The organism is Pseudenterobacter timonensis (genome assembly GCF_900021175.1).
Taxonomy (GTDB): domain Bacteria; phylum Pseudomonadota; class Gammaproteobacteria; order Enterobacterales; family Enterobacteriaceae; genus Enterobacter; species Enterobacter timonensis.
Genome location: NZ_FCOP01000007.1, coordinates 72,814 through 92,831 on the forward strand (window position 1 = coordinate 72,814; position 20,018 = coordinate 92,831).

The 20,018-nt window shown below is 57.1% G+C and carries 22 protein-coding genes and 1 other annotated feature; of the genes, 16 read left to right on the forward strand and 6 right to left on the reverse strand.

The features are described from left to right. Positions 1-181: 181 nt before the first annotated feature. The 4 genes from BN3796_RS01350 to BN3796_RS01365 all read left to right on the forward strand — a co-directional run bounded on the left by BN3796_RS01350 (position 182) and on the right by BN3796_RS01365 (position 4,805). Positions 182-1,216: a hypothetical protein gene (locus tag BN3796_RS01350; protein WP_061706653.1), complete on the forward strand. Its 1,035-nt coding sequence runs from the start codon at positions 182-184 to the stop codon at positions 1,214-1,216. A gap of 98 nt (positions 1,217-1,314) precedes the next feature. After that, complete coding sequence (locus tag BN3796_RS01355; protein ID WP_238379213.1) at positions 1,315-2,346, forward strand: BamA/TamA family outer membrane protein; 1,032 nt, start codon at positions 1,315-1,317, stop codon at positions 2,344-2,346. A gap of 29 nt (positions 2,347-2,375) precedes the next feature. Then, on the forward strand, positions 2,376-3,485 hold the full coding sequence (locus tag BN3796_RS01360) for a DUF4056 domain-containing protein (protein ID WP_061706655.1): 1,110 nt from the start codon (positions 2,376-2,378) through the stop codon (positions 3,483-3,485). Positions 3,486-3,578: 93 nt separating this feature from the next. Continuing rightward, positions 3,579-4,805: a DUF3748 domain-containing protein gene (locus tag BN3796_RS01365; protein WP_073885037.1), complete on the forward strand. Its 1,227-nt coding sequence runs from the start codon at positions 3,579-3,581 to the stop codon at positions 4,803-4,805. Here BN3796_RS01365 and BN3796_RS01370 read toward each other — a convergent pair whose 3' ends face one another. Then, positions 4,806-5,135, reverse strand: a complete 330-nt coding sequence (locus BN3796_RS01370; protein WP_061706657.1) for a YceK/YidQ family lipoprotein — start codon at positions 5,133-5,135, stop codon at positions 4,806-4,808. Between the two features lie 245 nt (positions 5,136-5,380). Next, positions 5,381-5,453 (forward strand) — a sequence feature (ROSE (Repression Of Heat Shock gene Expression) occurs in the 5'-region of heat shock genes and acts as an RNA thermometer to modulate expression.). Here BN3796_RS01370 and ibpA point away from each other — a divergent pair. The 3 genes from ibpA (at position 5,447) to BN3796_RS01385 (ending at position 8,220) form a co-directional block, all read left to right on the forward strand. After that, positions 5,447-5,857 carry a small heat shock chaperone IbpA gene (gene ibpA, locus BN3796_RS01375; RefSeq protein WP_061706658.1) on the forward strand — a complete coding sequence of 137 codons (411 nt, stop codon included), beginning with the start codon at positions 5,447-5,449 and terminating at the stop codon, positions 5,855-5,857. Its footprint overlaps the feature before it by 7 nt. Positions 5,858-5,985: 128 nt before the next feature. Next, a complete protein-coding gene (gene ibpB, locus BN3796_RS01380) occupies positions 5,986-6,414 on the forward strand; it encodes a small heat shock chaperone IbpB (RefSeq protein WP_061706659.1) in 429 nt (142 codons plus the stop codon). Positions 6,415-6,558: 144 nt separating this feature from the next. After that, positions 6,559-8,220: a putative transporter gene (locus BN3796_RS01385; RefSeq protein ID WP_061706660.1), complete on the forward strand. Its 1,662-nt coding sequence runs from the start codon at positions 6,559-6,561 to the stop codon at positions 8,218-8,220. Here BN3796_RS01385 and BN3796_RS01390 read toward each other — a convergent pair whose 3' ends face one another. Continuing rightward, positions 8,221-8,934 carry a GntR family transcriptional regulator gene (locus tag BN3796_RS01390; protein WP_061706661.1) on the reverse strand — a complete coding sequence of 238 codons (714 nt, stop codon included), beginning with the start codon at positions 8,932-8,934 and terminating at the stop codon, positions 8,221-8,223. It lies immediately after the preceding gene. Between the two features lie 221 nt (positions 8,935-9,155). Here BN3796_RS01390 and BN3796_RS01395 point away from each other — a divergent pair, with 221 nt between their 5' ends. The 5 genes from BN3796_RS01395 (at position 9,156) to BN3796_RS01415 (ending at position 13,353) form a co-directional block, all read left to right on the forward strand. Next, positions 9,156-10,778, forward strand: a complete 1,623-nt coding sequence (locus tag BN3796_RS01395) for an alpha-glucoside-specific PTS transporter subunit IIBC (protein ID WP_061706662.1) — start codon at positions 9,156-9,158, stop codon at positions 10,776-10,778. Beyond that, entirely contained in the window at positions 10,775-12,097 is a 1,323-nt protein-coding gene (locus BN3796_RS01400; protein ID WP_061706663.1) for a 6-phospho-alpha-glucosidase, read from the forward strand. The genes BN3796_RS01395 and BN3796_RS01400 overlap by 4 nt, the downstream gene beginning before the upstream one ends. Positions 12,098-12,189: 92 nt before the next feature. Next, the gene (locus BN3796_RS01405; protein ID WP_061706664.1) at positions 12,190-12,534 is read left to right on the forward strand and encodes a YidH family protein; all 345 of its coding nucleotides are present in this window, start codon (positions 12,190-12,192) and stop codon (positions 12,532-12,534) included. Continuing rightward, positions 12,527-12,880, forward strand: coding sequence for a DUF202 domain-containing protein (locus BN3796_RS01410; RefSeq protein ID WP_061706665.1), 354 nt, complete (start codon positions 12,527-12,529; stop codon positions 12,878-12,880). Before BN3796_RS01405 ends, BN3796_RS01410 begins: the two co-directional genes overlap by 8 nt. Before the next feature lie 35 nt (positions 12,881-12,915). Continuing rightward, positions 12,916-13,353: a hypothetical protein gene (locus tag BN3796_RS01415; protein ID WP_061706666.1), complete on the forward strand. Its 438-nt coding sequence runs from the start codon at positions 12,916-12,918 to the stop codon at positions 13,351-13,353. Here the strand turns inward: BN3796_RS01415 and dsdA are convergent. The 4 genes from dsdA to tisB all read right to left on the reverse strand — a co-directional run bounded on the left by dsdA (position 13,332) and on the right by tisB (position 16,764). Then, on the reverse strand, positions 13,332-14,663 hold the full coding sequence (dsdA, locus tag BN3796_RS01420; protein WP_061706667.1) for a D-serine ammonia-lyase: 1,332 nt from the start codon (positions 14,661-14,663) through the stop codon (positions 13,332-13,334). The two genes, BN3796_RS01415 and dsdA, sit on opposite strands and share 22 nt — an antisense overlap. A 134-nt stretch (positions 14,664-14,797) precedes the next feature. Next, a complete protein-coding gene (emrD, locus tag BN3796_RS01425) occupies positions 14,798-15,982 on the reverse strand; it encodes a multidrug efflux MFS transporter EmrD (protein WP_061706668.1) in 1,185 nt (394 codons plus the stop codon). Positions 15,983-16,163: 181 nt separating this feature from the next. Next, the gene (locus BN3796_RS01430) at positions 16,164-16,610 is read right to left on the reverse strand and encodes a GNAT family N-acetyltransferase (protein ID WP_061706669.1); all 447 of its coding nucleotides are present in this window, start codon (positions 16,608-16,610) and stop codon (positions 16,164-16,166) included. Positions 16,611-16,674: 64 nt separating this feature from the next. Then, positions 16,675-16,764, reverse strand: a complete 90-nt coding sequence (gene tisB / locus BN3796_RS19805) for a type I toxin-antitoxin system toxin TisB (protein ID WP_073885038.1) — start codon at positions 16,762-16,764, stop codon at positions 16,675-16,677. Positions 16,765-17,250: 486 nt separating this feature from the next. On the opposite strand from tisB, the gene BN3796_RS01440 reads away from it, so the two are divergent. From BN3796_RS01440 to ilvB, 4 genes are all read left to right on the forward strand, one after another. After that, the gene (locus BN3796_RS01440) at positions 17,251-17,565 is read left to right on the forward strand and encodes a type II toxin-antitoxin system HigB family toxin (protein ID WP_061706671.1); all 315 of its coding nucleotides are present in this window, start codon (positions 17,251-17,253) and stop codon (positions 17,563-17,565) included. Further along, positions 17,565-17,981, forward strand: a complete 417-nt coding sequence (locus tag BN3796_RS01445) for a helix-turn-helix domain-containing protein (protein WP_061706820.1) — start codon at positions 17,565-17,567, stop codon at positions 17,979-17,981. The genes BN3796_RS01440 and BN3796_RS01445 overlap by 1 nt, the downstream gene beginning before the upstream one ends. Before the next feature lie 145 nt (positions 17,982-18,126). Beyond that, positions 18,127-18,225 carry an ilvB operon leader peptide IvbL gene (gene ivbL, locus BN3796_RS20640; protein ID WP_073885039.1) on the forward strand — a complete coding sequence of 33 codons (99 nt, stop codon included), beginning with the start codon at positions 18,127-18,129 and terminating at the stop codon, positions 18,223-18,225. A gap of 102 nt (positions 18,226-18,327) precedes the next feature. Beyond that, entirely contained in the window at positions 18,328-20,016 is a 1,689-nt protein-coding gene (ilvB, locus tag BN3796_RS01450; protein ID WP_061706672.1) for an acetolactate synthase large subunit, read from the forward strand. Positions 20,017-20,018: the final 2 nt, after the last annotated feature.

The following is a 20,018-nucleotide window of genomic DNA, read 5'->3' on the forward strand; positions in this document are numbered from 1 at the left end:
CGGTCGGGCCGACAGAAAGATAAGCATTTGCAGGCATCGCTTTTCAGAAGATGTAAGTTCACAGTTTTCTATTGCAAAACATAAATCCGCACGGAAATCCCTCTAAAAAGTGCGACATTCCTTTATTCTTAGCCCCCTTCGATAAACCGGCGTTTCTCGCCAGAATAAACAATTAATAATTATGAAAAAAAGCTCCCTTTTGGTGCTGACAACGCTGCCGTTTGCGGCGTTTTCGACCTGGGCTGCAAACAGCTCACCTGCAGACTTATCGCCACTCTATCGTTATCACGATGACGACGTCGCAACCCCGGCAGAAGAGATCGCGCCGACGCCGGAAAAGGCAAAAGCAGAGAGTACGTCAGTGCTCCCTTTGTGGGGCGACGAAGCCAGAAAGCGGGGCTATGAACTTCCTGCGCCGTTCGGTATCAACATCAACTATATGAATATGCGTCAGAATATTGACGTTGATAGCATCAATTTCAACGGGCTGGCTTTAACCGGTCCTTTCGGCAAATCTATCCCACTGGATAACGCCTTTAAAATCAACGTGGGTGATACCCGGGAAAAGAGCCAGACCGAAACGATGAAGCTGGACGCCTGGCTGCTGCCGTTTATGAACGTCTACGGCCTGATAGGTCATACCGAAGGCCATTCTGTTTCGCAAATTGGCGTCGGGATTAACGGGCCTGCAGGGAAAACCTACCACCCGGCAAATCTGCAAAATCTGCAGTTTAAGCTCGATTTCAAAGGCACGACCTACGGGGTTGGCACCACGCTGGTGGGGGGCGTCGGCAACTGGTTTACCGCCCTTGATGCCAACTACACCCAGACGCAGTTCGATATTCTGGATGGCAGCATCGACGCGTTTACCGTTTCGCCGCGCATCGGCTATCGCTTCTCCACGCCGGGAATAGACCGCTTTCATTTGCCGTCGGGCAAGCTTAACGTCTGGGTGGGTAGCATGTATCAGGATGTGCAGCAGGAGTTTAAGGGCAGCCTGGACGATCTGAACATGCCATCCGCGATGCTGCAGCAGATGGTGGATCTGGCGAACCAGTCGCATAACGGCCGCTTCGATGTGAAACAGCATCTGCAATCGCCATGGAACGTGCTGCTGGGGGCGCAGTATGAGATCACCCGCAGCTTTAACATTACCACCGAAGTCGGTTTTGCCGAACGTAACAGCTTCTTTGTAGCAGGCGAGTACCGCTTTTGAACCGCCCTCTTTTACTCTGCGCCGTCGGGCTGCTGGCCGTTCCGGCGGCCCGGGCGAATTTGCCGGGCCGCGAGCAGATAGACGCATGGCTGCAAAAAATGGGTGACAGCGAAAGCTTCGATGCCGCAAAAGGGGTTAACTGGGGCGTGATGCCTGGGCCGTTCTACACCCCGGAACTGGGGGTGGGTATCGGAACGGCAGTAGTGGGGATGTATCGCCCCGATCCCGATGACAAGGTCAGCCAGAACTCAACGTTGTCTCTCAGCGGTTATGTAAGCTCCACCGGCGCGTTTGGCCTGACCATGCAGAATTACGCCTTTTACGCGCAGGATCGCTGGCGTTTCTTTCTCGATGGCGCCATTAGCCATACGCCGACCTGGTACTGGGGAAAGGGATTCACCGCTGGCGATAAAGAGAGCGCCAAAGAGGAGTACACCGCCCAGGTGTTGGATCTTCGTCCGACCATCTACCGACGGCTTGCCCCCCATGTCTATCTGGGGGTTGGCTGGACGCTGGATCTACAGCACGCCGCGCAAATGGACGTCAACGATCCGCGCAAAATTGAAGATACGGCGCAGGGGCCGTCGTCGGTCAGCAACGGCGGCAGCGTGGAGTTTAGCTGGGACGATCGCGATTTTATGCCCAATCCGCGCAAGGGTCAGTATGCCCGGCTCCGTTATACCCATTTTTCACCGGATGTCGGAAGCGATACGCAGTTTGATGAGTATCAGCTACATTACAGCCGCTACCATTCGGTTGATGAGAATACTGTGCTGGCCTGGGAAACTGACGGCGCGTTCACCCAGGGAGAGGTGCCGTGGAACATGTTGCCGCTGCTGGGCAGTAACCATCGGATGCGCGGCTATTACGAAGGACGCTACCGCGATAAGAACGCGGTCAGCGGCCAGCTGGAGTACCGGCGCAAGCTAAGCTGGCGGCATGGCGTGGTGGGCTGGATAGGCGCCGGTACGATGGGACCGTCGTTCTCATCGCTGGATAATGGACGCTGGTTGCCCTCCGCGGGGGTGGGCTACCGCTTTGAATTTAAGCCCCGTATGAATGTGCGGCTGGATTACGGTATCGGCAAAGGCAGCAGTGGTTTCTATTTTCAGGCAGGAGAAGCATTTTGAAAGGAATAAGCCGGGTTTTATCTCTGTTGATGCTGGCATGGGGCACCCTCGCACCAGTCTGTGCGGCGTTGCCGCTTAATCTGAATTTATCGACGAGCGCGCCGCCCGCCGCCAGCGAAGCCTGGCCGGTCATGTCGCCGCAGCCTCAGCCCAACGGGCTCCGTCCGTGCTGCGCGTTTGGCTACGACCTGCACGCTGAGCTGCTGGGTATGCCGGTGCCGTTTTATCAGCTGAATAATACCGTGACGGTGGACGAGCTGGGCCAGCATCAGTACAACGACCATCTGCTGACCGGGCTGGCGAATCTGGCAGGGCTGGGCCGCGAGAACAACGGTATTCTCTATACCTCGCGAGGCGGATTTATCGATACCGCGCATGTCCGCGATACCGCCGACATTACGGTCTACGTGTTCAGCCAGCTCCTGCCAAAGCTGGGACAGGCTTTTACGCTTAGTCTGGGGGATGAGCTGGCGGAACGCCGCCTGGTCTTTACTGCCTTTACGCCGCCAGACGATGCTGCCGAACGTTATTCTCTGGCCGCCTGGCTGGCGGCGCATGTGGCCTATCAGGTGGCGGAATGGCATGAGATTGCGCAGTGGTACGGTTTTGAGTCGGTGCCTGGCTTTTCAGAAGGGGTGTCGGCGTTTTCGCCGGAAGATCTCTACTCCAATCTGCTGGGGGCGCGGCTGGCGGCGTCGTTAATCCTTAACGGACAGACGGCTTCCCCGGGCATGTACAATATGGCGATGGGCACCGCCCTGCGACAGGCGCTGACCAACCTGGGGGCGCAACCGGCGGAGATCACCCGTTTTCAGTTTGATATGCTGAATGGCCGCTGGTGGAGCAGCCAGCGCAGGGTGCCGGAAAAGTATCTGGTGCTCTACCGTAACTTCCGGATGGGCGACAGCCGCCTGCCCACGCCGGTTCCCGGCGAACAAACGGTGCCCGTCCATCTTAGCCTGCCGCATCGCTGGAAAGGCTTTGATCTGAACGCGCTTGGCGAAATGCAGCTCTGGCCCGGCGATAATATGGCGCAACTGCCGCCGCCTTCCCCTTATTATACCCCGAAGGATTTCCCCTCCCTGGCTGAGCGGGCCAGGGAGCAGGATGCGCAAAGAAACGCCTCGCGGGATCATTAACCCCGGCCCTTTACGGGGCGGGACATGAAACGAGTAGGCTAATTCCTTTCGATGTTTTACCCTGATGCGATAACTGCGCATCAGGGTTCTCTTATGAAACAAATCACCTTCGCTCCCCGCAACCATCAGCTTACTAACATCAATACCTGGACGGCGGACAGCCGCTGGCTGGTGTTTGACGTGCGACCATCAGGCGCCTCTTTTACCGGCGAAACGATCGAGCGGGTTAATGTCGAAACGGGTGAGGTGGAGGTGATTTACCGGGCCACCCGGGGCGCGTGCGTGGGCGTAGTGACCGTTCATCCCACGTCGGAGAGCTATCTCTTTATTCACGGTCCGGAAAACCCGGACGCGGACTGGCGCTATGACTTTCACCATCGCCGCGGCGTAGTGGCGCATAAGGGTGAAATCAGCAACCTGGACGCAATGGATATCACCGCGCCCTATACTCCAGGCGCGCTGCGCGGCGGTAGCCACGTGCATGTCTACAGTCCCAACGGGAAGCGGGTGAGTTTTACCTATAACGACCATGTGCTGCATGAGCGCGATCCAAAGCTCGATTTACGCAACGTAGGGGTTGCCGTGCCCTGCGGGCCGGTGCGGGTGCCGGGTAACCATCCGCGTGAATATGACGGCACATTCTGGAGCGTGCTGGTAAGCCGCACCACGCCGCATCCTGCGCCGGGCAGCGATGAGATCAATCGCGCCTATGAAGAGGGGTGGGTCGGTAACGATCGGCTGGCTTTTATTGGCGATACCCTCTCCGCAGGCGGCGAAAAGGTGCCGGAGCTGTTTATCGTTGATTTGCCGAAAGGGGAGGCGGACTGGAAGCGCGCGGGGGATGCGCCGCTGCAGGGCACGCCGGAGACGATGCCCGCGCCGCCTGCGGGCGTGGCGCAGCGTCGCTTGACGTTCACCCACCATCGCCGCTACCCCGGGCTCGTCAACGTGCCGCGCCACTGGGTACGCAGCAATCCGCAGGCGACGGAGATCGCTTTTCTGATGCGCGACGATAGCGGCATTGTGCAGCTTTGGCTTATCGCGCCGGAAGGGGGCGAGCCTCGCCAGCTTACCCATAACCACAGCGATATCACCTCAGCCTTTAACTGGCATCCGTCGGGACGGGCGCTCGGCTTTGTGCTGGAAAACCGCATCGCCTGCTGCGACGCCCGCACCGGCGACGTGACCTTTTTGACTACCGATCACGGCAATCCGCCGTCCGGCGACGCGGTGGTCTTTTCGCCCGATGGCCGACAGGTGGCGTGGATGGAAGAGACGGGCGGTTTCCGGCAGATTTGGACGGCACAAACCGGGTGGTAGTTACTCCCCAGGCATCTGAGCGGGCGGGATGACCGAGTTGGTCGCCAGGTTTTGCTGCTCGCTCTTTTCCACGCGCGAACGCACCGATTTATCGGTACGGAAGAAATCCCACGGCAACAGCAGCGTGTCCGCCACCGCCGTAAACGGCATATCAAGGATCACCAGCGATTTGGTGCCCCAGTTCGTCTCGCTATCGCCCAGCATCGCCGCACTGGCGCGCGTCCCCGGGTAGGTTCCTTCCTTACCCCCGGTGTGGGACATGACGCTTGAGCACCCGCAAAGCAGTAGTGTGCTGAACAGCGTCAGCGTAACCAGAATATTTTTCATCATCCGTTTGTCATCGTTAATGGGGCTCGCCTACTTACCTCTACGGTTATAGCGAGCCCCATCTGAAATGAATAGCTGAAAAGCGCCGCTCTGTGGCGGCCCTCGCAATTTAACCTTTTGTGCTCACGTCCCAGTCTATGCAAGCCTGGGGAAAGTGCAAAAAAAAGTTGCGTTAAGTTGCTTGAAAAGATCGAATCCAGACCCATTTTCACAGTGTGGCCCAATAACGAACACGCCTGCGGGGTGTTTCGGGCGCCATAGCCTGTCCATTGTGGAAGGCGCAATGACTCTCGCTGATTTCAGGAGCTTTAACTATGCGTAATTTCGATCTCTCTCCGCTTTATCGTTCAGCCATCGGTTTTGATCGTCTGTTTAACTTGTTAGAAAACAATCAAAATCAGGGGAACGGCTATCCTCCGTACAACGTTGAATTAGTCGACGAAAACCACTACCGCATCGCCATTGCCGTTGCCGGTTTTGCAGAAAGCGAACTGGATATCACCGCACAGGACAACCTGCTGGTGGTTAAAGGGGCGCACGCGGCTGAACAGAAAGAACGTACCTATCTCTACCAGGGCATTGCCGAGCGCAACTTCGAACGTAAGTTCCAGTTAGCCGAAAACATTCATGTTAAAGGGGCAAACCTGGTGAACGGCCTGTTGTTTATCGATCTGGAACGCGTAATTCCGGAAGAGAAAAAACCGCGCCGTATCGAAATTAATTAATGATCCGGGCGGCTTGCGCTGCCCTCTGAATTGCTTGCCGAAACGGGAGCAGATGCGAATCCATGCGGATTTGCAGGTAAACACTCGCGCAAAAAGCGCGGAACTCGCTTCTCAGAAGGAGACATACCATGCGTAACTACGATTTATCCCCCCTGCTGCGTCAGTGGATCGGTTTTGACAAACTGGCTAACGCGCTGCAAAGCACCGCAGAGCAGCAGAGCTTCCCCCCGTACAACATCGAAAAAAGCGATGACAACCACTATCGCATCACCCTGGCACTGGCGGGCTTCCGTCAGGAGGATCTTGATATCCAGCTTGAGGGTACGCGTCTGACGGTAAAAGGCACCCCGGAAAAACCGGCCGCCGAAACCCACTGGCTGCACCAGGGGCTGGTCATGCAGCCGTTCAGCCTGAGCTTTACGCTGGCTGACCATATGGAGGTCTCCGGCGCGACCTTTACCAACGGGCTGCTGCATATTGATTTGACCCGCAACCTGCCGGAACCTGTCGCTCCGCAGCGTATCGCCATCAGCGAACGCCCGGCGCTGAACAGCTAATCTTCCGACATCGCCCTCCGCTCAGGAGGAAAAGCGCTAAGCCCCGCATTTTTGCGGGGCTTTTTTGTGCGCCATCGCCCATACAGCGTGGTCAGGCTCTGAGAAAATCCCTATATTAAAAAGGGTTTTTCACAGGAAGTGATCATGAGTGATATCGCGTTAACCGTCAGCGTTTTAGCTATGGTAGCGGTGATCGGGTTATGGATTGGCAACGTCAAAATCCGCGGCGTCGGGTTTGGCATTGGTGGCGTGCTGTTTGGCGGCATCATCGTCGGCCATTTTGTCGACCAGCTTGGCATAACCCTCAGCGCTGACATGCTGCACTTTATTCAGGAATTTGGCCTGATTCTCTTTGTCTACACCATCGGTATTCAGGTGGGGCCGGGCTTTTTCGCCTCTTTGCGCGTCTCCGGCCTGCGGCTGAATCTCTTTGCGCTGGGGATTGTGGTGATGGGTGGGCTGGTCACCGCTATCGTACATAAACTCTTCTCCGTTCCGCTGCCGGTGGTGCTGGGGATTTTTTCCGGCGCCGTCACCAATACCCCCGCGCTGGGGGCCGGGCAGCAAATCCTGCGCGATCTGGGTATCTCCTCCGGCATTGTCGACCAGATGGGGATGAGCTACGCGATGGCCTACCCCTTCGGGATCTGCGGCATATTGCTGACGATGTGGCTGGTGCGCGTGCTCTTTCGCGTGAACGTCGAAGAGGAGGCGCAAAAGCATGAATCGACGCTGACCAATGGTCATCAGCTGATTAAAACCATCAATATTCGCGTTGAAAACCCCAATCTGAACAACCTGATGATCCAGGATGTTCCGATACTCAACAGCGCGAAAATTATTTGCTCCCGCCTCAAAAGGGAGGAGACGCTGATGGTGCCGTCCCCGGCGACGGTGATCCAGACCGGCGATCTCCTGCATCTGGTCGGGCAGCCGGAGGATTTGCATAACGCGCAGCTGGTCATCGGCCAGGAGGTGGATGTCTCCCTCTCCACCCGCGGCACCGACCTGCGCGTGGAGCGCGTGGTGGTAACCAACGAAAAGGTGTTGGGCAAAAAGCTCCGCGAGCTGCGCGCCAAAGAGCAGTATGACGTGGTGATCTCCCGCCTTAACCGCGCAGGGGTTGAACTGGTCGCCAGCCCCAGCGCCAGCCTGCAGTTTGGCGATATCCTCAATCTTGTTGGACGACCATCCTCCATCGACGCGGTCGCCAATATCGTGGGCAACGCGCAGCAAAAGCTCCAGCAGGTGCAGATGCTGCCGGTCTTTATCGGTGTTGGCCTGGGGGTGCTGCTTGGCTCCCTTCCGCTCTACGTACCGGGCTTCCCGGCGGCGCTGAAGCTTGGGCTGGCGGGCGGACCGCTGATTATGGCGCTGATCCTGGGGCGTATCGGCTCTGTCGGCAAGCTCTACTGGTTTATGCCGCCAAGCGCCAACCTGGCGCTGCGGGAGCTGGGCATCGTGCTGTTTCTGGCGGTGGTGGGGCTGAAGTCGGGTGGCGATTTTATCGATACTCTGACCCAGGGCGACGGCATGAGCTGGATTGGCTACGGGATATTAATCACCGGGATGCCGCTGCTGACCGTCGGCATTCTGGCGCGCATGCTGGCGAAGATGAACTATCTCACCCTCTGCGGCATGCTGGCGGGGTCGATGACCGACCCTCCGGCGCTGGCCTTTGCCAACAATCTGCATAGCACCAGCGGTGCGGCGGCGCTCTCCTATGCCACCGTCTACCCGCTGGTGATGTTCCTGCGCATCATCACCCCGCAGCTGCTGGCGGTGCTGTTTTGGGGGATAGGTTAGTCACTTCTCAGGCTGGATGCGTCGCAGATGATAGTCCACCTGGTAATCGCCGGTATTACGGAACATCACGGAATAATTTAGAAATTCGCCGCTGTCGCTGTAGGAAAGGGAGGTGATCCGCAGCAGCGGCGTCTGTTCCGGAATGTTCAGGTAGCCCGCCAGCTGTTTGTCCGCCAGTACCGGCGTCAGGCTTTCGTAGTTACCGCTGATGGTTATCCCGCACTCCTTTTCAATGTAATCAAACTTTGACCCTTCCAGATGCGCGAGCGAAAGATTACGGAACAGTTTTACGGGCATAAAGCTGTCCTCCAGCATCAGCGGCTTTCCTTCCACATAGCGTAGCCGGCGAGAAAAATAGATCCGCTCATTCGCCTGGATGCGCAGCTGACTGGCAATGGCGGGCGGAGCAGGCATCATCTCGAACTGCAGCACTTTACTCTGCACCTCTTTGCCCAGCTGGCGCAGCACCTCTACCAGCCCGGTGAGGTTGGTTGTCTCGTGATGGACATCCTTGCGTGACACAAACGTCCCGCTACCGTGTCGACGCTCCACCAGTCCCCAGCCGACCAGCAGATCCAGCGCCTTACGAATCGTCATCCGCGCCACGCCAAACTGCTGCGCCAGCGCTTTTTCGCCGGGAAGCGGACTGCCGATATGGTAATCCGAGGAATTGAGCCGCAGCCGTAACCTGTCGGCGATAGATTTGTAGATCACCTGTAGACCTCTCTGCGCCTGTCAGGGCGAGCGTTGCGCTTCACTTGTCCATCTTTAGCGCTAAAAGTAGACCTGATCGACCAAATTTAAACCATGAATACGATCACGAATCGCAGCGGCGCGCCATGTCCGCCGATCCGTAAATTCTTATGCTCACTTCAGGCCAGTACAAAACCATAAAGGCCTCTACTCCCTACAGGTTGTTTCATGAGGATTTAAATATGCTCAGTCAAATACAACGTTTTGGCGGCGCGATGTTTACCCCGGTGCTGCTGTTCCCGTTCGCCGGGATCGTGGTGGGAATCGCCATCATGCTTCAAAACCCGCTTTTTGTGGGGGAAGCCTTAACCGCCCCCGATAACCTTTTTGCGCAAATCATTCACATCATTGAAGAGGGCGGCTGGGCGGTGTTTCGTAATATGCCGCTGATTTTTGCTGTGGGTTTACCGATTGGCCTGGCGAAGCAGGCGCAGGGGCGGGCCTGTCTGGCGGTGCTGATTAGCTTCCTGATCTGGAACTACTTTATCAACGCGATGGGGATGACCTGGGGAAATTACTTTGGCGTCGACTTTACGGCAGAGCCTGTTGCCGGAAGCGGGCTGGCGATGATTGCCGGGATCAAAACGCTGGATACCAGCATCATCGGGGCGATCGTCATCTCAGGCATCGTCACCGCTCTCCACAACCGCTATTTCGATAAACCGCTGCCGGTTTTTCTGGGCATTTTTCAGGGCACGTCGTTTGTCGTCATCCTTGCGTTTTTTGTGATGATCCCCTGCGCCTGGCTGACCCTGCTGGGCTGGCCGAAGGTGCAGATGGGCATTGAGTCTCTGCAGGCCTTTTTACGCTCCGCCGGCGCGCTGGGCGTGTGGGTTTATACCTTCCTGGAACGCATTCTGATCCCAACCGGGCTGCACCATTTTGTCTACGGTCCGTTTATCTTCGGCCCGGCGGCGGTAGAGGACGGCATACAGGTCTACTGGGCGGAACACTTACAGGCGTTTAGCCAGAGCAGCGAACCGCTGAAAACCCTCTTCCCGGAAGGCGGGTTCGCGCTGCATGGCAACAGTAAAGTCTTTGGCTCCGTCGGGATTGCGCTCGCTCTCTGGTATACCGCGTCAGCGGAAAATCGCGTTCGGGTGGCGGGGTTGCTGATCCCCGCCACGCTCACGGCCATGCTGGTAGGTATTACCGAGCCGCTGGAATTTACATTCTTGTTTATTTCGCCGCTGCTGTTTGCGGTCCATGCCGTGCTGGCGGCGACCATGGCGACGGTGATGTATGCCTGCGGGGTGGTGGGCAATATGGGGGGCGGTCTGCTGGACCAGTTCCTGCCGCAAAACTGGATCCCGATGTTTCATCACCACGCGTCGATGGTATTTATCCAGATCGGCATCGGTATCTGCTTTACCGGCATCTATTTCGTGGTTTTCAAAACGCTGATCGAGCGTCTTAACCTCCCTACCCCGGGCCGTGAGGCGAGCGAAATCAAGCTCTATAACAAGGCTGACTATCAGGCCGCACGACGCCATACCACCGCACCGGCTGCGGCCAGCCAGCAGACCGGCCAGGCCGCCGGATTTTTACAGGCGCTCGGCGGCGCCGCCAATATCGAAAGCATTAACAACTGCGCCACCCGCTTACGTATCACGCTGGTCGATATGGCCCACACCCAAAGCGACGACATTTTTAAGGCGCTGGGGGCACACGGCGTGGTCCGGCGCGGCAACAGCATTCAGGTGATTGTCGGTCTGCATGTACCCCAGGTACGTGACCAGCTGGAATCACTGATGAGGATCCCTGTAATGAACGAACATTCCACCATGACGGAGGCAGTATCATGAAAAAATTCTCAGTCGTTATCGCCGGCGGAGGCAGCACCTTTACCCCGGGCATTGTCCTGATGCTGTTAGCCAACCGCGACCGCTTTCCGCTGCGCGCGCTGAAGTTCTATGACAATGACGGCGCGCGCCAGGAAATTATCGCTGAGGCGTGCAAAATTCTGCTCAGAGAGCAGGCGCCGGAAGTTGAGTTTAGCTATACCACCGATCCAAAAACCGCCTTTACCGATGTCGATTTCGTGATGGCGCATATTCGTGTGGGTAAATACCCGATGCGTGAAAAAGATGAGAAAATCCCGCTGCGCCACGGCGTGCTGGGGCAGGAGACCTGCGGCCCGGGCGGGATCGCCTACGGAATGCGCTCTATCGGCGGCGTGCTTGAGCTGGTGGATTATATGGAACAATATTCTCCGAACGCCTGGATGCTCAACTATTCCAACCCGGCAGCGATAGTGGCGGAAGCGACCCGGCGCCTGCGCCCGAACGCCAAAATTCTCAATATTTGCGATATGCCTATCGGCATTGAAGGACGCATGGCGCAGATTGTCGGTCTTAAGGATCGTAAACAGATGCGCGTACGTTACTACGGCCTGAATCACTTCGGCTGGTGGTCAGCGATAGAAGACCTGAACGGCAACGATTTAATGCCGAAACTGCGGGAATATGTGGCGAAAAACGGCTATGTTCCGCCTTCTCAGGATGGTCATACCGAAGCGAGCTGGAACGATACCTTTGCCAAGGCGAAGGATGTACAGGCGCTCGATTCCGAGACGTTGCCCAATACCTATCTGAAGTATTACCTCTTCCCGGACTACGTGGTGGCGCACTCCAACCCGGAACGCACCCGCGCTAACGAAGTGATGGATCACCGGGAAAAGCATGTATTCAGCGCGTGTCGGGCGATCGTTGAAGCCGGTCATTCTTCAGCCGGTGAGCTGGAAATTGATGAACATGCGTCGTATATCGTCGATCTGGCGACGGCGATTGCCTTCAACACCCAGGAACGAATGCTGCTGATTGTGCCAAACAACGGGGCTATCCATAACTTCGACGCCGATGCGATGGTGGAAATCCCCTGTCTGGTAGGGCGTAACGGGCCACAGCCGCTGACCATTGGCGATATTCCGCACTTCCAGAAAGGGCTGATGAGCCAGCAGGTGGCAGTCGAAAAACTGGTGGTGGATGCCTGGGAACAGCGTTCATATCAGAAACTCTGGCAGGCGATAACGCTCTCTAAAACCGTACCGAGCGCGTCAGTCGCTAAAGCGATTCTCGATGATCTGCTGGAAGCCAACAAAGATTATTGGCCTGAACTGCATTAATCTCTCCGACCGGCATCTCGCGATGCCGGTCTCCTTGTCCTTGTCGATTTACGCTATGCTGAAGCCTGCCTGCAGCACGACAAGGAATCTTCATGAAACTTTCCCGCCTCGGCGAAGCGCCGGACTATCGCTTTTCGCTGGCTAACGAACGTACTTTTCTGGCCTGGGTACGTACCGCCCTCGGCTTTCTGGCGGCAGGCGTCGGGCTTGACCAGCTCGCGCCTGATTTCGCCACGCCGCTTATCCGCGAAGCGCTGGCTCTGCTGCTCTGCCTGTTCTCCGGCATCCTGGCTATCTACGGCTATCTGCGCTGGCTGCGTAATGAACAAGCGATGCGTCTGAAGCAGGATCTCCCCTATACGCGCGGGCTGCTGATTATCAGCGTTATTCTGCTGGCGGTGGCGCTGATGGTGATGGCGCTGGTGTTTTATGGCTGAGCAGCGTAAGGCGCGGCGGGAAGCGGATCCCGGCCTTCAGCCGGAGCGCACCTCCCTGGCCTGGCTGCGTACCCTGCTGGGCTATGGCGCGCTGCTCGCGCTGGCGATAAAAAACAACTGGCAGCAGAACGGCCTGCCGTTCTGGATTGCGATAAGTGTGCTGGCGCTGGCGGCACTGATCCTCTGGCGTTATACCCGCAGCCGCAACGTGATGAACGTCAGGGAGGATCTTTTTCTGCAGCCCGGCGCGGTGCGTGACAAATTCTTGATCGCCCTCGCAGTACTTTCCCTCGCATTACTGTTTGCTGTAACACATCTATACAAAATATTAACGTTCGCAGGGTAAGTATGACAGGATGTCAGGTTGTAGCAGCAAACGTTATGGTCGATAACCATGTTGCGTTTGAACCGGAAGCGATCTATTGCCAGCTGCGGGGGCAGGGACAGGCCCGTATCCATTTTATCCCCCTGAGTACAGGTAAGAATGCCGTAACCCCGTCACGCTGGGCCGCTTTTCTGATTGGCGTGTTCGACCTGTGGTGCCAGGAGGATATCGGACTTATCTCCATCCAGCTCTTTGATGAGACGCTGCAAACCTGGTGTGATCCGGGCTGCTGCGCGGATAGCTCCCGGCCACGATGCCGGCTCTGTCCCGGCTACCGCACCTGCCTGTCGGAGAACGAGGCGCTCTGCGAAGGCTATCTTGCCTTTTATCGCTACAGTGCCCCCTTTTTTAAGGTGATGCGCGATTTAACCCGCCAGCAGCGTTCGCCAGCGGAGCTGATGGACCTGCTGCGTCAGAGCGGGCTCAGCCGGTGATGGGCTAACTCGCGCCCTTTCGCCAGATAGTGCGCCATCTCGTCGTCCGGCACCATGCCGCCGCCGGTCGCCCATACCAGATGCGTGGCGTTGCGAAGATTGTATCGTCCCGAGGCGGCAATGCGCAGCGGCCCTGCCATCCCGGCCAGCGCGGAGGGCTCCAGGCAAATCGCCTCCTCCTGCGCCAGCCAGCCGAGCATGGCATACATGCTTTCGTCCGGGAGGGTATAACAGCCGTCCAGCAGGCGCTCCATCGCGCGGCCCACAAAGCCGGAGGCGCGTCCCACCGCCAGCCCATCCGCCGCCGTCACGTTATCAATCCCCAGATCCTGCACGGCGATGTTATCGTGCAGGCCGGTATAGATCCCCAGGAGCATACAGGGAGAATGGGTCGGCTCGGCAAAGAAGCAGTGGACGTGATCGCCAAAGGCCAGTTTCAGGCCGAAAGCGACGCCGCCGGGGCCGCCGCCCACGCCGCAGGGCAGGTAGACAAAGAGCGGGTGTGCGGCATCGACCACCCGCCCCTGGGCGGTAAACTGCGCCTTCAGGCGTTCGCCCGCCACGGCATAGCCTAAAAAGAGCGTGCGGGAGTTTTCATCGTCGATAAAAAAACAGTTTGGGTCGTCCGCTGCCGCCCTGCGTCCTTGCTCCACGGCCACGCCATAATCCTGCTCATATTCCACCACCTTAACCCCGTGGCTGCGCAACCGGGCTTTCTTCCATTCGCGCGCATCGGCAGACATATGTACTGTCACCTTAAAGCCGAGGCGGGCGCTTATGATGCCGATAGAGAGGCCGAGATTGCCGGTCGATCCCACCGCAATGCTGTGCTGGCTAAAAAAGCGCTGACATTCCGGCTCCAGCAGCCTGCTGTAGTCATCCGTAAGCGTAAGCAGCCCCGCCGCCAGCGCCAGCTTTTCGGCGTGAGCCAGTACCTCGTAAATACCGCCGCGCGCTTTGATTGAGCCGGAAATGGGCAGATGACTGTCTTTTTTCAGCAATAGCGTGCCGTCGACAGCGACGCCTGTTTCCTTCGCCAGCCGTTGCTGCATGGCGGGGATAGCCACCACTTCCGATTCGATAATGCCGTGGCTGGCGGCGGTTTCAGGAAAAGCTTTCGCCAGAAAGGGGGCGAATCGCCGGAGGCGGGCGTGTGCCGCCGCGACGTCATCCCGGGTTAGCCCGACAAAGGGAAGCCCTTCGGCCAGAGTTGTTGCGCGCGGATTAAACCAGGTGGTCTCCTCCAGAGCGATCAGCTTTTCAAGCAGAGGGAATTGCGCGATGCGCTGAGCAAGGGTGCTGTTTTTCATAATTTATCTCAGAATAAGAACACCCCTGACTCTATACCAGATATGGAAAAGCGTGCTAAACACAGGTTACTGCTTTGCGATTTTCGTAAGGTTTAGCGTGCTCAAGCCCGGCGGGAAGCCGGGCCACGGGACGGTTAAACGGGCTGCTCGTGATGCGGCGCACGCAGCGCCAGCGGCAGCCAGCACAGCAAAATCATCAGCCCCATCAGCGTCATCAGCAGGCCGAGACTGGCCTGCCCGTTTTGCGGCATCATCGCTGAAAGCCAGGCCAGCGCGCCGGAGCCGATATTCTGCAGGCCGCCCACCAGCGCTCCTGCGGTACCGGCGAGGAACGGAAACGGCTCCATCGCGCCGCTGGTGGCGAGCGGGAAGAGCATCCCTGCGCCGAAGAAGAAGAGCGCCGCCGGGATCAGCAGCGTCCAGACGTTCATTATGCCCAACAGCCCCGGTATCCACATCGTCAGCCCCGCCAGCAGGCAGCTGATCACCGACTGCCACATCAGGGTGGAGAAGCGTTTATTGGGGCGTCCGGCAAACCAGGCGCCAAAAAAGGCCGCCGGGATCGGCAGAATAAAGAGAATACTCACCGCCATGCTGCTGAGGCCCAGCCCTGCGCCGAGCAGCACGCCGGAACTGGCTTCGAATACAGCGATCCCCGCCAGGCCGCCTATCAGCATCAGCAGATAGCAGTTAAACGCGCCGTTGCCGAAAAGCTGCTTATAGCTGGCGATAAGCCGGGTACGCGGCGCGTTAACGGGGCGGGTTTCGGGCATCCAGCGCACCATACTGAAGGTAACAACCACGCACAGCACCAGCAAAAAAGCGTAACAGGCGCGCCATGAGCCAAGGGTCGTTAACAGCCCGCCAATCAGCGGCGCCAGCAGCGGGCTGACCAGTATCCCCATGTTCAGCAGGCTATTGGCATGGCGGAGCTGAGTTCCTTCATAGAGATCGCGCGGCAGCGTGCGCGCCATCACTCCGCCCACACCGGTGCCGACCCCCTGCAGGGCGCTGGCGGCAATCAGTATCGTGAGGCTGTGGGTGGTCATGGCCGCGATGGTCGCCACCATAAAAATCACCATTCCCGTCAGGATCACCGGAAGTCGGCCGATGCGATCGGAAAGAGGGCCATAGAAGAGCTGGGAGAGGCCATAGGTGAGGAGATAGGCGCCCATTACGCTCTGCACTGCGCCTTCGCGCACGTGGAGCGCCTGCGCCATATCGGCGATCGCCGGGATATAGATGGTTTGCGCCATCTGTCCGACGGCCACCAGCAGGACCAGCATCAACAGCAGGTTAACGTTCCTTTGTCTTTTCATGTCGCTGAATACGTTTTAAAAATAGAAAAATAAAGAATAAGTGACTATGCATTCCCATAAATGCGGGAGGAATCTACCACACCCGTTGGGCAAGTTAAGCCCCGGCAGGGTGAATGGCAGGAAGGGGAAAGGCAGGATTTGTAAACAAAACTCGGCAAGTAATGTTGCCAGCGCGTGAGAGTTATACCGAGCAAAACAGGCGGTGGGTAATGCGTGATTCGCCATGAACGACGATGAACCCAGCTTTACGGTAAAAAGCATCCGCCGTGGCGGGGGCGTGAGTGTTAAGAAAATCGAACCAGATACCGGCATCGGCCATCACGGCCGCCAGCAGCTGTTTGCCTATTCCCATGCGGCGGCACTTTTCGCTGATATAAAGATGACGAATGCGGCCAGCGCGCGGCTGTTCGCTGAACGGATCGCGATTTAGCCCGCAGATGCCCACCAGTTTGCCGTTCAAAAAGGCGCCCAGTAGCTTTTCACCCGGCGCATTAAAGCGATTTTCACCGCGGAGCCAGTTCTCTTCCAGCCTGCGCAACATATTAAATTCTGAGGCGAAGCTTTCAGCTTTCAACGCGATAAAGCCCGGTTCGTCTGGCGTAACAGATTCAATCAATAAACGCGACATGGTGCTCCCTCGTTATGAAAGGGGAGCGGTTTCCCGCTCCCCTTTGGTGCGACTTGAACCTGAATCACCGTTGGTATTTCAGGACAGCATCAAGCAGTTGCATAACAGCAACAATGAGTTTGAGGATAAGAATAATCATATCCACGACGCTCATACGCTTCTCCTTTCGGTAAAAGGAGCACGGTGCTGACGTGCCTTTCCGCCGCCTGTTGCCAGCACCTTTGTTGACGTAACACAGTGTGCTCACTCAGGGTTAAGGCGCTGACGGCACCACCCGTTTCAGCCAGGACATGGTCGCGCCGGTATCTACCCTGCGGCCCCTAACTCACTGTGAACACAACCAGTATAGATAAACACTGTATATATGAACAGTATTTTGTAGACAAAATGTGAAGCGCCATCCATACTCATCTGTATCAACATTTATGCCGAAAATTGCGCCTTCATCTGCGATCGCGTATACTTCTGGCGTTGACGTAACACAGTGTGTTTCGCGGCTACCAACCGCAAACCCTGATAAAAACCTCGCTCCGGCGGGGTTTTTTGTTTTCTGACATCCTGACAAAACCGACGCCGGTTGACTTAGTGGCAACATATGTTATTGTTGCCAAATTGGCAACGTACGCGGCAGGCATGCAGTATGCATTTAATATCTATGAAGGCTATTGTGGATGCGGTGAAGCTTTATCCGCAGCACAAAGAAGCACTCCTCTTTTTGGGGCGAACCATCGAAAAGAGTCACTGCCAGACGCCTGCGGCGCTAAAAAAACTATTTCCGACGCTGGATAACTTCAAGTATCTGGATAAGCATTATGTTATTGATATCGCGAATAACAATCTTAGAGTAGTGGCTCTCATATTTTTCGAAAGCCAAAAGTTTTATCTGCGCGATGTTTTTACTCATAAGGAATATGACCGTTTTACGGAAAAACATCGCGTTAAGGGGAAGAGATGATGATCGTCGCTGATGCCATAAAAGCCACGCATGCCCTTGTTGCGGCTGTTCCTCTGTTGGGTGAACATCCGAACGAGAAAGATTACAAAGACGCACTCGAGCTGGTTGAATATCTGCTCATGAATGAGCCAGAGAGCCTCCTGCTGGATATCGTAAGCTCCAGAATTAGCCGTTACGAAGCCAGTCAGCCAGAAATCGTCGCGTTACGTAAGGAGATGGAATCAGTACCTGTCGGGATTGCGGTTTTAAGAACTCTGATGGATCAATATAAACTGACAACCTCTGATTTTCAGGATGAAATTGGTAGTAAATCAATGGTTTCCAGGGTTTTGAATGGTCAGCGGCAGCTTACTCTGAACCATATTAAAAAGCTGGCGTCCCGATTCGGTGTATCGCCTGCGCTGTTCATTGAATGAGATAAACACGGCTGTTGACGATCTTTCCTGACAAAAGAAACGTGATCCCTGACGCAAATTTGTACGGATGAAAATAATTCCGTTGTCACGCTTCCAAAGCTATGTTTGTATAAATCTACTTTATATTTCCAGACACAGGTCCCTAATGAACGCTTCCATGATGACGTCGACTCTACTAAAAACCGCGCACTCCGCCGCGGTGGTCGTCGTGCGTGTGGTGGTGGTCGTCGGCAATGCGCCGTAGGGACTGGAACAGCACGCAATTCCAAAACCCCGCCGGCGCAAACCGGGCGGGGTTTTTCGTTTAAACGCCTCCCGGAAAGCCGGCCCATAAAAGGACTGGAGCATGGCAATCTCAGGCACAACATCCCCGAAGACGCGTTTTACCGGCGCGCAGCTGATCGTTCACTTACTGGAACGGCAGGGTATCACCACCGTCACCGGCATCCCTGGCGGAACGGTGCTGCCGCTCTATGATGCGCTGAGTCAGAGCACCACCATTCGCCACGTGCTGGCGCGCCACGAGCAGGGAGCGGGCTTTATCGCGCAGGGCATGGCGCGCACGCAGGGCAAACCGGCGGTCTGCATGGCCTGCAGCGGCCCGGGGGCGACCAATCTGGTCACCGCCATTGCCGACGCGCGCCTCGACTCCATTCCGCTGGTATGCATCACCGGGCAGGTGCCTTCGTCGATGATTGGCACCGACGCTTTCCAGGAGGTGGATACCTACGGCATCTCTATCCCCATCACCAAGCATAACTATCTGGTGCGCGATATCGCGGAACTGCCTCAGGTGATCGTCGATGCGTTCCGGATTGCCCAGTCCGGTCGTCCGGGTCCGGTGTGGATAGACATTCCTAAGGATGTGCAGACCGCCGAAATTGAGATAGAGGTTCTGCCTGAGCCTGGCGAGTGCTCCCCGGCGCCCGCCTTTAGCGCCGGGAGCGTGCGCGACGCGGCGGCGATGATTAACGCGGCGCAGCGTCCGGTACTGTATCTGGGCGGCGGGGCAATTGACGCCGCTGACGCGGTGCGTGCGTTTGCTGAGAAAGCCAGCCTGCCCACCACCATGACGCTGATGGCGCTGGGTATGCTGCCAAAAGCGCATCCGCTGTCGCTGGGTATGCTGGGGATGCACGGCGCGCGCAGCACCAACTTTATTCTGCAGGAGGCGGATCTGCTGATCGTGATGGGCGCGCGTTTTGATGACCGGGCGATTGGCAAAACCGAACAGTTCTGCCCGAATGCGAAGATTATTCACGTGGATATCGACCGCGCCGAGCTGGGGAAAATCAAGCAGCCGCACGTGGCGATTCAGGGGGACGTGGGCGAGGTTCTCGCTCAGCTGCACCCGCACATCGCAGAGAACGCGCGCAACGACTGGCGCCAGCTGGTGGCGGATTTACAGCAGGAGTTTCCGGGCGCCATTCCCACCGGGGGCGACCCGCTCAGCCACTACGGGCTGATCAACGCTGTGGCCGCCTGCGTGGATGACAACGCCATTATTACCACCGACGTCGGTCAGCATCAGATGTGGACCGCGCAGGCCTACCCGCTGAACCGTCCGCGCCAGTGGCTCACCTCCGGCGGGCTGGGGACCATGGGCTTTGGCCTGCCGGCGGCGATTGGCGCGGCGCTGGCCAACCCGGATCGCAAAGTGATCTGCTTCTCCGGCGACGGCAGCCTGATGATGAATATTCAGGAGATGGCGACCGCCGCCGAAAACCAGCTGGACGTGAAAATCATCCTGATGAATAACGAAGCGCTGGGGCTGGTGCATCAGCAGCAGAGTCTCTTCTACCAGCAGGGCGTGTTTGCGGCCACCTATCCGGGAACGATCAATTTTATGCAGATTGCGGCCGGATTTGGCCTTCACACCTGTGATTTAAACGCGGAAGAGGATGCCCACGCCGCGCTGCAGGCAGCCATTGCGCGCCCCGGCCCGGCGCTGATCCACGTCCGTATTGACGCGCAACAAAAAGTCTATCCGATGGTGCCGCCGGGAGCGGCGAATACTGAAATGGTGGGGGAATAAGC